Annotated in this window: 9 protein-coding genes; all 9 read right to left on the reverse strand. The window is 46.1% G+C overall.

What is annotated here, in order from left to right; all coding sequences use genetic code 11:
- Nucleotides 1-9 precede the first annotated feature (9 nt).
- On the reverse strand, nt 10-7275 hold the full coding sequence (locus tag NFX39_RS01970; RefSeq protein WP_252442534.1) for a DUF1542 domain-containing protein: 7266 nt from the start codon (nt 7273-7275) through the stop codon (nt 10-12).
- The gene (locus NFX39_RS01975; RefSeq protein ID WP_252442536.1) at nt 7272-8345 is read right to left on the reverse strand and encodes a hypothetical protein; all 1074 of its coding nucleotides are present in this window, start codon (nt 8343-8345) and stop codon (nt 7272-7274) included. The genes NFX39_RS01970 and NFX39_RS01975 overlap by 4 nt, the downstream gene beginning before the upstream one ends.
- A 298-nt stretch (nt 8346-8643) precedes the next feature.
- Nucleotides 8644-10089 (reverse strand): ABC transporter substrate-binding protein/permease, encoded by a 1446-nt coding sequence (locus NFX39_RS01980; RefSeq protein ID WP_252442538.1) that lies wholly within the window; start codon nt 10087-10089, stop codon nt 8644-8646.
- A 39-nt stretch (nt 10090-10128) separates the two neighbouring features.
- A complete protein-coding gene (locus tag NFX39_RS01985) occupies nt 10129-10878 on the reverse strand; it encodes an amino acid ABC transporter ATP-binding protein (protein ID WP_252442540.1) in 750 nt (249 codons plus the stop codon).
- On the reverse strand, nt 10875-12323 hold the full coding sequence (locus NFX39_RS01990; RefSeq protein ID WP_252442542.1) for an ABC transporter substrate-binding protein/permease: 1449 nt from the start codon (nt 12321-12323) through the stop codon (nt 10875-10877). The genes NFX39_RS01985 and NFX39_RS01990 overlap by 4 nt, the downstream gene beginning before the upstream one ends.
- 684 nt (nt 12324-13007) lie before the next feature.
- On the reverse strand, nt 13008-13604 hold the full coding sequence (locus tag NFX39_RS01995) for a helix-turn-helix domain-containing protein (protein ID WP_252442544.1): 597 nt from the start codon (nt 13602-13604) through the stop codon (nt 13008-13010).
- Nucleotides 13605-13756: 152 nt separating this feature from the next.
- On the reverse strand, nt 13757-14221 hold the full coding sequence (locus tag NFX39_RS02000; protein ID WP_252442546.1) for a DUF805 domain-containing protein: 465 nt from the start codon (nt 14219-14221) through the stop codon (nt 13757-13759).
- A gap of 164 nt (nt 14222-14385) precedes the next feature.
- Entirely contained in the window at nt 14386-14853 is a 468-nt protein-coding gene (locus NFX39_RS02005; RefSeq protein WP_252442549.1) for a DUF805 domain-containing protein, read from the reverse strand.
- Nucleotides 14854-14962: 109 nt separating this feature from the next.
- Nucleotides 14963-15400 (reverse strand): chemotaxis protein, encoded by a 438-nt coding sequence (locus tag NFX39_RS02010; protein WP_252442551.1) that lies wholly within the window; start codon nt 15398-15400, stop codon nt 14963-14965.
- Between the last annotated feature and the right edge of the window lie 3 nt (nt 15401-15403).

Raw genomic sequence — 15403 nt, forward strand, 5'->3', positions numbered from 1 at the left:
TTAAAACGATTACTTTTCATCGTTTTTCTTGTTACGTCCAAACAACATAAGTCCAGCGGCAGAAAGTGCCAACAATGCAGCAGCCCATGGGCTTTGTACATCTTCTTTTCCAGTTGCAGGAAGTTCAATGTTCTTGCGCTTTCCATCAACAGCAGTTGCCGTTTCAGTTACCGCAACACCATTGTGTAACTTGTGTGCGTCTTCAATTGACTTGATACCGCTTGCGATTGCCAACTTCAAATCATCAGCGTTCTTCGCAGCATCAACCATCTTGATTGCTTGTTCAGCAGCCAATTCAGCGGCGGCTTTTTGATCTGCCTTTTCAGCATCTGTCAAAGTCGTGTCCGCATCAATTTCAGCCTTCACACGGTTCAAAGCATCTTGGATAGCTTCATGAGCAGCCTTCTTGTCTCCAGACAAGTCAGCTGGTTGATGAGCATCTTCGATGGCCTTGACACCTTCAGTTTGCGCCTTGTCCAAGTCATCTTGGTTCTTAGCAGCAGTGATGTCGGCGTTTGCCTTTTCAGCAGCCTTTTCAGCATCTGCTGTCTGGGCTTCCTTCTGCTTTGGCGTCAACGATTCGTCAGCAGCAATTGCCTTCTTCGTATCAGCCAACGCCTTCTTAACAGCGTCATAAGCACCTTGCTTATCAGTGGTCAAGTCAACAGCCTTGTGCGTGTTTTCGGCAGTCTTTACACCTTCAGATTCAGACTTCTTCAAGTCGTCTTGGTTCTTCGAGTTATCGATATCAGCGTTTGCCTTATCGGCTGCCTTTTCAGCGGCTGCAGTTTGATCTGCCTTCTGCTTTGGCGTCAATGATTCATCAGCTTCGATAGCCTTCTTGGCCTTATCCAAGGCCTTCTTAACATCATCGTGAGCGGCTTGCTTGTCGCCAGACAAGTCAATTGACTGGTGAGTATCAGAAGTTGCCTTCGCACCTTCGCTTTGGGCCTTGTTCAAGTCATCTTGGTTCTTTGAATCGTCGATGTCCTTGTTAGCCTTGTCAGCTGCCTTATCAGCAGCTTCCTTTTCGGCCTTCTTTTGGTCTGGCGTCAAAGATTCGTCGTTATCGATGTCCGTCTTCGCCTTATCCAAAGCATCCTTCACAGCATCGTGAGCAGCCTTCTTGTCCCCAGACAAGTCAACTGATTGGTGCGTGTCGGCAGTTGCCTTCGTACCTTCACTTTGTGCCTTGTTCAAGTCGTCTTGGTTCTTTGAATCGTCGATGTCCTTGTTAGCCTTGTCAGCTGCCTTATCAGCGGCTTCCTTTTCGGCCTTCTTTTGGTCAGGTGTCAATGATTCATCATCTTCGATCGCCTTTTTAGCTTCATCAAGAGCCTTCTTCACGTCATCGTGTGCTGACTGCTTGTCACCACTCAAGTCGACTGACTTGTGCGTGTCGGCAGTTGCCTTCGTTCCTTCACTTTGAGCCTTGTTCAGGTCATCTTGGTTCTTGGAATTGTCGATATCCGTGTTGGCCTTTGCTGCTGCCTTTTCAGCTTCAGCAGTTTCAGCCTTCTTTTGATCAGGTGTCAATGATTCATCATCTTCGATCGCCTTCTTAGCTTCATCAAGGGCCTTCTTCACATCATCGTGAGCCGATTGCTTGTCACCAGACAAGTCAACTGACTGATGTTGCTTCTTGATATCTGTAACACCAGCCGTCTTAACCGTTGACAAGTCGTCTTGGTTCTTAGCGTTATCAACAGCCTTGATAGCGTTGTCGTATTCGGTTTGGGCGTTTTCCTTCTGCTTGTCACGCTGAGTTGGCGTCAAGGTTTCATCGTTTACGATGGCCTTGTTGGTTTCATCCAAAGCGTCCTTGAGGGCTTGCTTTGCAGCTGCCTTATCGCCAGTCAAATCAATTGACTTGTGCTCGGCTTCAATGTTCTTTGCACCGTTTGACTGAGCGGCATCCAACTGATCGTGGTTTTTAGCTGCTTCAATTGCATCATCATCATTCGTTGCAGCCTTTTCAGCAGCAGCGGTCTCATCGGACTTTTGAGTTGGCGTCAATGATTCATCGGCTTCAATTGCCTTCTTCGTTTCTTCCAATACCTTGGCAATGACTCCGTGAGCCGTCTTCTTCTTACCACTCAAGTCAACAGTCTTGTGTGTGTTTTCAACGTCCTTGACTCCATCGGTTTGAGCAGTGTTCAACTCATCGTGGTTCTTGGCATCCTTGATAGCCTTGTTAGCCTTTGTTGCTTCACCTTCGGCTTCACTAATCTGACCTGACTTTTCAGTTGGCGTCAATGAATCATCATTTTCAATTGCCTTCTTCGTTTCATCCAAAGCCTTTTGGATAGCCACGTAAGCCTTGTCCTTATCATCGTCCAAGTTGACGGACTTGTGCGTGTTATTCACGTCCTTCACACCGGCAGTCTGAGCCTTGTCCAAGTCATCTTGGTTCTTGGAATTGTCGATAGCGGCGTTTGCCTTATCAGCTGCGTCCTTAGCGGCATCCACTTCCGCCTTCTTTTCAGTTGGCGTCAATGATTCATCACCATTAATGAGGTTTGTCGTGTCTTCCAACGCCTTGTCAATTACGCCATGAGCGGTATTCTTCTTACCAGTCATATCGATGGTCTTGTGGGCGTTTTCGACATTCTTGATTCCCTCACCTTGTGCCTTGTTAAAGTCATCTTGGTTCTTGGTGTTATCAATGTTTGTGTTTGCTGTTTCAGCAGCCTTTTCAGCGGCGGCCTTTTGATCCTTCTTTTGGTCTGGCGTCAACGATTCATCAGCATCGATAGCCTTCTTCGTTTCATCCAAAGCCTTTTGAACGGCTTCATGGGCGGTATTCTTCTTACCACTCAAATCAACTGACTGGTGATCGGCGTGGATAGCTGAGACTCCATTGTTTGTTGCCTTGTTCAAGTCATCCTTGTTCGTAGCGTTATCAATGTTGGCATCTGCAGCCTGTGCATCCGTATCAACCTTGGCGTCTTGTTCAGACTTCTGCGTTGGCGTCAACGTTTCGTCAGCGTCAATCTTTGCCTTCGTTTCAGTCTTAGCCTTTTCGATGGCTGCCTTAGCGGTTGCCTGATCTCCGGCCAAGTCACCCTTAACGTGTGACTTTTCAACATCCGCAACACCATCAGTTTGAGCCTTGTTCAAGTCATCCTTGTTCGTGGTGTTATCGATAGCCTTTTCGGCATCTTCAGCTGCCTTGTTAGCTGCTGCGTCTTGCTTCTGCTTGTCATCCGTTGACAACGTTGGGTCAGCATCAATCTTTGCCTTCGTTTCAGTCTTAGCCTTTTCGATGGCGGCCTTCGCAGCGGCCTGATCGCCAGCTAAGTCACCCTTAACGTGGGACTTTTCAACGCCCGCAACACCATCAGTTTGGGCCTTGTTCAAGTCATCCTTGTTCGTGATGTTATCGATAGCCTTTTCAGCATCTTCAGCGGCCTGATCGGCTGCTGCGTTTTGCTTGTTTCGAGCATCTTCATCCAATGATGGATCGTTCTTGATGCCATCCTTGGTTTCAGTCTTAGCCTTTTCGATGGCGGCCTTTGCAGCGGCCTGATCGCCAGCTAAGTCACCCTTAACGTGGGACTTTTCAACATCTGCTACACCATCAGCTTGGGCTTTGTTCAAGCCATCCTTGTTCGTGGTGTTATCGATAGCCTTTTCAGCATCTTCAGCGGCCTTATCGGCTGCTGCGTTTTGCTTGTTTCGAGCATCTTCATCCAATGATGAATCGTTCTTGATGCCATCCTTGGTTTCAGTCTTAGCCTTTTCGATGGCGGCCTTTGCAGCGGCCTGATCGCCAGCTAAGTCACCCTTAACGTGGGCATTGTCAACGTCAGCAACTCCGCTCTTCTGAGCTTTGTCCAAGTCCGTCTTGTTCGTAGCGTCATCGACTGCCTTTTCAGCATCCGTAGCTGCCTTGTCAGCGGCTGCATTTTGCTTGTCACGAGCATCTTGATCCAAGGTTGGGTCATTGTTGATGTCGTTCTTTGTTTGTTCCTTAGCCTTTTCAATGGCTGCCTTAGCGGCAGTCTTTCCACCAGCCAAGTCACCAGGTTGGTGAGCATTTTGCACATCAGTCACACCATCAGTCTGAGCCTTGTTCAAGTCATCCTTGTTCGTGGTGTTATCGATAGCCTTTTCAGCATCTTCAGCGGCCTTATCGGCTGCTGCGTTTTGCTTGTTTCGAGCATCTTCATCCAATGATGGATCGTTCTTGATGGCATCCTTGTTCGTGATGTTATCGATAGCCTTTTCAGCATCTTCAGCGGCCTTATCGGCTGCTGCGTTTTGCTTGTTTCGAGCATCTTCATCCAATGATGGATCGTTCTTGATGCCATCCTTGTTCGTGGTGTTATCGATAGCCTTTTCAGCATCTTCAGCGGCCTTATCGGCTGCTGCGTTTTGCTTGTTTCGAGCATCTTCATCCAATGATGGATCGTTCTTGATGGCATCCTTGTTCGTGATGTTATCGATAGCCTTTTCAGCATCTTCAGCGGCCTTATCGGCTGCTGCGTTTTGCTTGTTTCGAGCATCTTCATCCAATGATGGATCGTTCTTGATGCCATCCTTGGTTTCAGTCTTAGCCTTTTCGATGGCGGCCTTCGCAGCGGCCTGATCGCCAGCTAAGTCACCCTTAACGTGGGACTTTTCAACGCCCGCAACACCATCAGTTTGGGCCTTGTTCAAGCCATCCTTGGTTTCAGTCTTAGCCTTTTCGATGGCGGCCTTTGCAGCGGCCTGATCGCCAGCTAAGTTTCCTGGCTTGTGTTCAGCTTCAATTGCTTGCACACCAGCTGTTTGAGCAGCGTCAAAAGCAGCCTTGTCAGCCGCATTGTCCAAGTTATCATTGGCAGTCTTAGCATCTGCTTCAGCGTTTGCAACCTGAGTCTTCTTGTCATCACCTGACAATGAGTTATCTGCTTCAATGGCTGCCTTCGTGTCAGCCAACGCCTTGTCAATTGCAGCATGTGACTTGTACTCCGCCTTGATGTTGTCAACACCAGCAGAAAGAGCCTTCTTAATATCGTCCAACGTTTGGGCGTTATCAATAGCAACGTCAGCACGGTTAGCCTGATCACCAGCCTTAGCCGTTTGTTGAGGCTTTTGCTTGTCATCAGACAATGAAGAGTCACCAGCAATATTAGCATCAGTCTGCTTCAACGCTTCCTTGATGGCATCGTGAGCTTCTTTCTTCGCCTTCTTAATAGCTTCCGCTACGAACTTGTTATAACCATCGTCATAACCATTCGCGTAGGCATCAGCGTTTCCAGTTCCAGCAGGAACTTCTGGATCAGGTGTTTGTCCCCCATCCTTTTCAGCATCGTGGTAACCAGCCTTGTATGAATCGTAAGCATCGTGATAACTAGGGTTGTTATCATAAAGATCTTGGTTCTTATTGACATCAGCACCCTGATCGATATCGTTTGATGCATCCTTCTTGGCCTTTTCAACCATGCTGGTATCAATGGTATCGATTTGGTAAGAATCACCCTTCAGGTCAATCTTTTTTGACGTATCAGGATCAGCCTTAATCGCTTGAATGTTCGTCGTATCGACGTTGTTCTTCACGTCCTTTGTGATGTTCGTACTTGAAACTGAGTAGACAGCACGAATACCAACGTTTTCGTTCTTGTACTTAGCAGGCAACACTAGGTCGTAACGCAATGCTTGACCATGGTAGTTAGCCGGAATATCAACAACGGCGTAGTACTTGCTGTCATCGACGGAACTATCGCTAGAAATCGTTCCATCAGCTAAGGTCATTCCGTCAAAATTAGTACCGCTTCCGGTAGCCAACTGCAAGTAAACCTTGTCACCAGTTCCAGGCTTGTAGTTCTTAACAACCAGTGAACCAGTGGCGTGCTTTTGTCCCTGAGCATCAGTCGTAATGCTAATTGGTGAAGTAAACTTCGTGGCAGCAGCAGCGGCGATTTCCATGAAGTTCTGAACGCTATCGTTGTTCTGCTTCTTCATGTTTTTATCGATCAATACCCACTTGTTGCTAGCCCAAGTAAGCGTGTAACCGTAATCGGTAAAGTTTCCACCCTCTGTATCAGAGGCACGAACAGAAGAAGCAACGATGGTACCGTCTGCTAAGGTACTATTCTTGTTAGTGTTCTTTGACAAGTCAAAGACAACTCCGTCTTCACCAGGGTTAACGATGTTCATCTTTCCGCTTAACAGAGTCGAGGCTCCACTACCATCAGCCGAAATCCGAACTGTACCTTGATCAAGCACACTGAAGTTTCCAGTGTTCGTAATCAGACCCGAAGCATAATCGTTTCCCAAGTTACGGGCAATCACGTTCAAAGAACCACCGTTGAAAATCTTAACGTTGGCCTTCGAAACGAACTGTTTGTTATAGTCCGAACTTGAACCATCAGCCAGGATGTTAATTTGTCCACCGTTAACTTCAACGTTACCGTTGGCATAAATTCCATTGGCATTCTTAGCAGAAGTAGACTTTTCGGGGATAATGTTCAGTTGCGCATCTGGCTGCAACTTCAGGTTTCCACTCTTAACGTAAATACCCCAGTTTGATCCATCAGCATAACTAGAACCACCGTTTCCACGAGGAATCAAAGTCATCGAAGAACCCGTTCCCATGAGCAAGTTACCTTCCATATAAATTGGGGTAGCACCTGTCGAATTCTGGGTAGTCGAACCAAAGTAATTACTTCCAGCCAGCATGGTGAGATCCTTGATCTCCATGTTTTCCTGATTTCCACCGTCAGTTTTAGCGTTTGAGGAAAACGGAGTTGAGTAATTTGCGAGACTAAGTACGTTGACGTTACCTGCGAAGGCAATACTGGTGTTGGTTGAAGAAAGAAGTTGTGGACCAACGTAGTTCATGTTGGAGTATGTCAACGTGGCTTGGCTAGACAAAGCAAACGGACCGTAGTAATCAGATCCACCAATCGTTTGGAAGTTCTGAACAATCAAGTTAGACTTCGTTGACTTTGGACTGAACTTCAATTGTCCACCGTGGAAGTCAATCATGTGATCTTGACCATCAATTGTCAGCTGATCAAGACCCGAAACGCTAGTATAAGTGTTACCACCTGTATTAAACCCGGTGAAATCAATGTCAGTTGTCAACTTCACGTTTTTAACACTTGACGGAACAGTACCACCGCCCCTAATGTTTGCCTTACCATTTCCGTCAACGGCAGTAGTAAACTGAGCTTCATTCGAAACAAAGACCGTTCCCTGCTTAAACTGGTTGACAACATCGTTGTATCCAGCCAAATAAGCGTCAGAGTATTGTGAACCGCTCAAAAGGTTCATTGAACTGTTCAAAGTCTTGTCATTCTTAAACTGAGGGCCATGGCTGCCTGTGCACCCTTGTAGGCCTGTGAGTAAGAATCGTTGACATCGTCCGAAAGTTTCAAAATAGCGTTTGAACCAGCCGTGTTGTAACCGTTAAAACGACCACTTTCGGCATCTGCAGCACCCTGCTTTGCCATGTAGGCGTCAAAGATTCCTTTGTTTTCGTCCGTTTGATTCGTCGACTTATTCAAGTCACTAGAATTCAAAGCCCCCTTACCAGCAGGCTTGTGAACCGAAACGTTCGTCGTTGAGTTCAGCTTATCCTTCAGTGCTTGTTCGTAAGCGTCGACTTCCTTCTTTGATTGCTCAACGTTTGTTGGATCAGAAGCCTTGAAAGCAGTGTAGTCTTCCTTGCTCGTTCCATAGCCAGCAACCTTGGCGTCGTATTCGGCCTTGAAGTTAGCCAAAACGTTCCAATAAGCCTTGTAGTTGTCGCTCATGTCGCTGGTCAATTCCTTACCAGACATGAAGTCAGCAGTCACTTCGTCGATCAAAGCCTGCTTTTCGGCAGCAGTCATTTCAGTCGTTGATTGAGAATCATCCCCATCACGCAAAGAAAGACCTTCGTTTTGGGCAGACTTATCCCCTGAGTTTTCTGATTCAGAAGTTTGATTTTGAGCTGCAGTGATTTGTTCTGTCTGCGTTTGGACAGACTGGTCCCCTTGGTTTTGGGATTCAGTCTTTTGATCTTGGGCTGCAGTGTTTTGTGCTGCCTGCGTTTGGGCAGTCTGAGCCTGTTCAGTAGACTGTGTTGCTGAAGTTTGGTTCTGGTTTACTGTTTCAGTCGTTTGCTTTGACTTATCCCCATCACCGTTGCCAGAGGCGGCAGCAATGCTGGCACTACCGCTGTCAGATTCTTCAGACTTGTTGTCTTGAGTGTGCTTTTGGTTGGTTGTATCATCGGCCGAAACGTGAACAGATGACACGGCACCAGCCCCCATGAAGGCGAACAAAGAGACAGAAGCAACAACCCATTGCTTCTTCACTTTTTTCATCATCTTGCGTTCGCCAACTTTATGGCTGTTTAAATTGTGGTACATAAGCACCTCGTGTATTTTTGATAATTACGTTACTGCTACATGATAACACCATTTTTGAATTATAATAGTAACAATATTGAAATATTTGTCCTAATTTTTAAAATTCATTTGGTGTACTTTAGAAAAAAATACGTTCCATTAAAAATGGAACGCAACGAATGCCTATTCTTAGGCATTTCTTAATTCAGCTTGTTTTTTTTAAAAAATTCGATATTTTTTCATCCTGATTAGAGTCATTAAAAACAAAAAGCACTTTCGCATTTTTTTGCGAAAGTGCTTGTCTTTTTATTTGTATCGATTAAGAAATCTTTTTCTTCAACCAGTTTGAGAACCATGACAAGAGCGTGATGACGATCAAGTAAATCACAGCGATGATTGCCCATACGCGGAAACCTTGTGAGTTTCGCGCAACAATCAACGTACCCGTTTGTGTCAGTTCCAAGATACCGATTGCTGACAAGATTGACGTATCCTTCAGCGTGATGATGAACTGGTTAACAAAGGATGGCACCGTAATCTTCAATCCCTGAGGGACGATGACTTTCCAAGTTGCTTGACGGTGAGTCAAACCAAGGGAACGGGCCGCTTCCATCTGGCCAGGATCAACGGCTTCGAATCCACCGCGGACAAAGGCACCCGTGTAGGCCCCTTCGTTCAGAATCAATGTCAAGATACCAGCAGTGAAGGCTGGAATCTTCATTCCAAGAACACCAGGCAATCCGATGTAGATGAAGAAGGCCAACACCATTAATGGCAATCCACGGAAGATGTAAATGATGGTCGTGGAAATTCCACGAATCAACTTGGATTGGGAAATTCCCATCACACCCAAAATCAATCCGAAGAGTGAGGCCAAGACGATTCCGGCAACCGTCAATTCAGTCGTTTGCCACAACCCTGACATGAAGGCTTTTGAGTTGGACTTCAAGATACCAAAGGTCGTCTTGTTGTCAGAAGCGTTTCCAACAAAGGTCTTTTGACTTGAGTTCAAGTACTTGTTGATGATCTTGTCGTAAGAACCATCTTTCTTCATCTCATCCAATGTCGTGTTGAATTGCTCCAACAACTGAGCGTTTTGGCCCTTCTTAACGAAGAAACCAACGCCACCGGCGCGACCTAGGTTGTCGGCGTTTCGAACCTGCAATTTCACACCGTTTTTAATGGCGTATTGAATAACTGGGTAGTCTTCGAAAGTGGCGGCAGTGTTGCCGTTCACGACGTCGTTGTACATCGTGTCCGTGTCGTTAAAGTATTTAATCTTGAATCCGTATTGATCCTTCAGGGAAGCCCCGTAGGCCGCAGCGGCAGTTCCAGTTTTCAAGGCAACCGTCTTCCCCTTCAAGTCGTCGAGTGACTTGATAGAAGAGTTAGGTTTTGTAATCCAGGCAACCCCGGATTGATAGTAAGGATTTGAAACGTCGTAAACTTCCTTACGAGAGTCATTAATCATCATTCCGGCGATGATACCGTCAGCTTGACCATTCGCTACCATCTGAGCGGCAGCGTTGAAGGACATTGGCTTCAACGTATAATCGAAATTATTTCGCTTGGCCACTTCCTTCAAGATGTCCATATCGATTCCAACGTACTGATTATTCTTATCTTGAAAGTCGAACGGAGCATACGTTGCATCCGTTGAAATCACGTAGTTGGGTTTTGCTGCGTCAGCTTTTGTTCCGAATGCAAGCAGTGCAAACAAAACAGCCAAAGCAGCCCAAATCGGTTTGAGCCGTTTGATGACCATTAGTTAATTCCTCTCAGTTTAGTTATTTTTTGATTTGCCTTAGGCTTGCATGACCTTTGATAAGAAGGTTTGCAAACGAGCGTTCTTTGGTGCGCTAAAGATTTGTTCTGGCGTACCAGATTCCTGAATCTTTCCAGATTCGAAGAAGACAACGCGGTCAGCAACTTGCTTGGCAAAACCCATTTCGTGGGTCACGATAATCATCGTCATACCAAGCTTTGCCAAGTGCTTCATCACGTCCAAGACATCCCCAACCACTTCGGGATCCAAAGCTGACGTTGGTTCGTCAAAGAGCATGATGTCAGGATCCATTGCCAAGGCGCGAGCGATGGCAATCCGTTGCTTTTGTCCACCGGACAAAGAGTTAACGGAAACGTTTGCCTTATCGGGCAAACCAACTGTATCCAACAATTCCATTGCCTTCTTTTCGGCTTCTTCCTTGGTCATCTTTCCCAATTGAACGGGTGCCAAGGTAATGTTTTCCAAAACCGTGTAATTATTGAAGAGGTTGAAATTCTGGAAAACCATTCCGATGTTTTCGCGAACCTTATTGATGTTAGTCTTTGGATCGGAAATATCGTATCCGTCTACTTCAATCAAGCCAGAATTTGGCTTTTCCAATTGATTTAACATTCGCAAGAACGTCGACTTACCAGAACCTGAAGGGCCAATCATTACGACCACTTCGTTGTCCATGACGTCCAGGGAAATATCGCGTAAGACATGGTTGTCACCATATGACTTGTTGACCTTGTCAACGTGTACTTTCACTTGTTTCTCTTCACTCATGCGTTTGTCCTTTTTTCAACCCAGTTACTAAGCAGAGTCAGTAACGTTATTACTACTAAGTATATCATAGCCACGATAGCCCAGACACGGAAACCTTGGGAATTTCGGGTCACAATCAGCGTTCCCGTCTGTGTTAATTCAAGGATTCCGATGGCTGACAACAGTGACGTGTCCTTCAAGGTGATGATGAACTGGTTGATGAAGCTTGGCACCATCAACTTCAATCCTTGCGGAATGATGACGCGGCGCATGGCCTGTGCGTGGGAAAGGCCTAATGAGCGAGCTGCTTCCATCTGACCGGAATCCACCGAATTGAATCCCCCGCGGACGAAAGCACCCGTATAGGCTCCTTCGTTCAAGACCAAGGTCAAAATCCCAGCCGTCCAGGCAGAAATCTTAATTCCAGTTAAGGCTGGGAATCCAATGTACAAGAAGAAGGCCAGTACCAGCATTGGCATTCCACGGAAGGTGTAAACAACCGTTGTGGACAAGCCGCGAACAAAGCGGTTCTTTGAAACCCCCATCACACCGAGGAGCATTCCCCAGAGCGATGCCAAGACGATTCCAACAACCGTTAAGTAGGCTGTTTGACTCAATCCTGACAAGAAGGTTTTCTTGTTTGATGTCAAGATGCCCCAAACGGTCTTGTTGTCCTTAGCAGACCCTGTAAAAGTCTCGGCCTTGGCGGACAAATACTTGTTTACGACCTTATCGTAAGTCCCGTTCTTTTTGATGATTGCAAGACCCTTATTGAAGTCCGAGAGGAGCTGTTGGTTGCTTCCCTTCTTGACGGCAAAACCAAGGTAACCGGCATCAAATGGGTCTTGGGCGTTTTGAACGCGCAAATCCGTACCGTTTTTAATCGTATATTGCAAGACGGGCAAGTCCGCGAAGGTTGCGTCGGAGTTCCCATTAATCACATCGCGGTAAACCGTGTCAGAATCGGAGAAGTAAGAAATCTTGAATCCGTATTGGTCCTTGATCTTTTCAGCGTATTCCGCCCCGGCCGTTCCGGTCTTCAGCGCAACAACCTTGCCCTTCAAATCATCCAGGGACTTGATGTTGCTCTTCTTAGCCGTTGCCCAAGCGATTCCAGTTTTGTAGTAGGCGTCCGAGAAGTCGTAAACCTTCTTACGCTCATCCGTAATCGTTGTTCCGGCAATCACCCCATCGGCCTGTGATGAGGCAACCGACTGCATCGCCGCGTTAAAGGTCATCGGCTTCACATTGTAGGTGAAGCCAGACGCCTTCGCAATTTCCTTCAGCAAATCCTGATCAATCCCAACGTACTTGTTGTCCTTGTCCTGGAAATCAAAAGGTGCGTATGTGGCATCCGCCGTAATGGTGTAGTCCGGCTTGCTAGCGTCGGCCGTTGGATGAAAGAACCCAAAAGCCAAAACGGCAGAAACCGTAGCCAAAATGGCTGTTAATATCCCTTTTTTCATGCGTAACTCCTTCATGGTATCTGCTATTAGTCTAGCAACCACGTGCAGGCCCAAAAGAAATTACGTCAGCTATTCTAACATTTATCTAATAAGTGGTCTAGTCCTTTACCAGACTGGAGTGAGGATAAATTAAAAGATGATTAGCAAATCGTTTTCGATGGTCGTCTTTGACTTTTGAAGGAGGTAAAGAGTGTATTTTTTAGAATTGGTCTACTTTGATAGGAAATAAAAAAGCCTGCTCATAAAAGCGGCCATTTTGCGTATTAATCCTTGAGGTGTTAGAAACACGACACCGGAAAGGAGGATACTCCTGTGATTTTAAATCTTTTCATTTTTGTTGTTCTGATTCTGTTTGAAGTTTTCAAGCAAGTCGTCATCCGCTTGATTTCGAACCGAATCGAACAATGGCTACACCGTAAAAAGTGATAGCCGAGGCACCCCATTGGCAGATGGGGTGTCTTTTTGTATTAAAAAAGCCTTTTGCTGGCAGGCAATAGACTTTTTTACATTTTGATATTAAATCTTTTCACCAAGATTATAACACCACCCACTCGAAAAAGGCAGCTGTATTTTTGTAAATAAAAAAGCCTATCACTGGCAGGTGATAGACTTTTTTTATATTGAATTTGAATCCTTAAAATCTTCAACGAAATGATAGCATCCACCCGATGGCCTTTTCTTCCATTAATGCATGGCTGACCAGAGGCCAAAGAGGAAACCACCGATTGGAAAAACAATCCACCAGTAACGGCCCAAGAAGTCCCAACCGTTTTGAACGGGTTCGTAATGGCGTTCCTTCTTGTAACCAACTGAAAGCGGATACTTCTTATCTAAGTAGTTCGCATGCAGGATTCGTACGACATAAATTGATAGCGCGATGGCTAGGAAGAGCGCTCCATCCCAGAGCGTACCAGCAGTTGCTTGCTGGCTTTCGGGTAAGTGGTGAACGCCAATTCCTAATAAGGATAAAAGAACAAAATCAACGGCAACAACCAATAGAAGAACCGCGTTCTTCTCAGCCCGACGTTGCCGCACTTGGCGTGCTTGATCCTGTGACATTTCCATGATTTGAATCTCCTTTGAATCTTCTTCGATTTGTTCGAACAAGTCACTAAGAGAAACGGATAAGCCCTGAGCCACGGAGGATAGTGTTGATAGGGAAACATCGGATCCCGCTTCCATTCGTTGAATGGTTCGAACCGTGAGGTAAGACTTTTCAGCCAACTCTTCCTGGGTCCAGCCCTTTTCTTTTCTTAACTTAGCTACATTTGTTTTGTCCATGCCTCAACAACACTCCCAACCAATAAAAGTGAACACGACAGTCGCCCGACAATGGCACGACAGCGCCCTGACAGTAACCTGACAGGTTCTCTAAAACCCATTATAACGCGAAAAGCGCGGACCGAACGGTCCACGCTTTTCATTCATCAAATTTAATTCTTTTTATCAAACTTTCCAGTTGGCTGGCAGTAAATCACAATCAATGTAATAGCCGCGACCAGGGAAATGAGGCTATCAAAAGCAGCCACGTTTCCAAGTCCACCTAAATGGTTCGCGTTACCTGAAATAAGGTAGACGATTTCCACAAGGAACCACCAACCGGACAAGCCAGTGTCCTTAATGCGACGATAAACCAATGACAAGTGCGGAATGATGGTTGCCAACAGGTAAAGAATGAGGATGATGACGGCGATCATTGGAATGATTGACATCCCCTTCACCGCTTCGTGAATGGAGTGGTTTTCTGCATATGACATCAAAGCCCCAGTGAATCCAATGATTCCAAGAACCCAGACAATGATGAGGTTCGCCAAGAAAACCCACCAGTAATCAGAGCGGGATGATTGCCCCTTAAAGTTTGCGTAGTTCTTCCAGTAGTCGATGTATGCTTGAATCATAATTACTCCTCTTATCGTTTCTTCCATGTGTAGTGTAACATAGACTCCTTCTAGTCTTGAATCAAAACAAGCGAAGCGACAAGCTTTTGAACGCTTAATCGTCGGATCAAAAGGAGTGAATCAAAAAAGCGTCGACCACCGGTCCACGCTTTTTGCTCATGAAACTAATTCTCTTGATTGAATTTACCGCTGGGCTGTACCGCAATAACGATGATGGAAAGGCCAACGAGAAAGGCCAAGAGATTCACGGTAATGCCCGCAACACTGTCAAACCAAAGGACAAAGCCGACTCGTCGCAGGACGGCGTAGGCGATGACGATGCTAAACCACCAAAGAGACAAGCCCGTGTCCTTCAATCGTCGAAAGGCCATCGACAGTTCAGGAATCAGAACGGCCAAATTGTACACCAAAAACACGATGACTGCGGCAAGTGGCAAAGAAGCCATAACAGGGGCCGAATCCTCAATGGCATACCCCTGCAAAGTCGTTGAAACAAAACCGGTAAGCCCAATGATGCCAAGTACCACATCAATGATGACGTTAATCAAAACGACCCACCAGAACTCCTCACGCGTCGTGCGTCCTTTGAAGTTAAAGTAGTTTTTCCAAAAATCTCGATAAGCTTCAATCATGATAAATCCCTAAACGCTTTTTCCAAGATACAATTGTAACACAGAATTCCAGCCCCATTCCCGTGAACAATAAAAAGACCGAGCGCTTGGCTCGGCCTTTTAGGGGGGATTAGGCCCCGAAGATCTTTGAAACTTGTGCTTGAATCTTGCTCAAGAACGTTGCTTGGTCTTCTTCTGATTGCTTGAAGTCTGCTTCGTTGATGCTTTGATCTTTTTCGTTCAAAGAATCCGCCATCATCTGCGTTGCGTTTGCATAGTCCGCGTAAGCCTTTGCCAACGTCTTGTGGACACCCATGAAGCGGACGGGCACTTGCAAGCCAGCCAAAGTCTTAGCGTTTGCTTGGTAGTTTTCAACGGCATCGTCGAATTCCGCCTTGATTTCAACGAAGTCGGCCTTTTCCATATCAGCCAACTTGCCGGCTTCCTTTGCTTCGTCCAACTTCACGAAGAACGGTGACACGTGGTCAGCCGTTTCTTGCGTCTTCGTCAACACGTCTTGCAAGGTCGTCACGTAGTATTCCAATTGCTTTGGGTTAAATTTTGCCAATGT

Source organism: Fructobacillus apis, from assembly GCF_023893635.1.
Classification (GTDB): Bacteria; Bacillota; Bacilli; order Lactobacillales; family Lactobacillaceae; genus Fructobacillus; species Fructobacillus apis.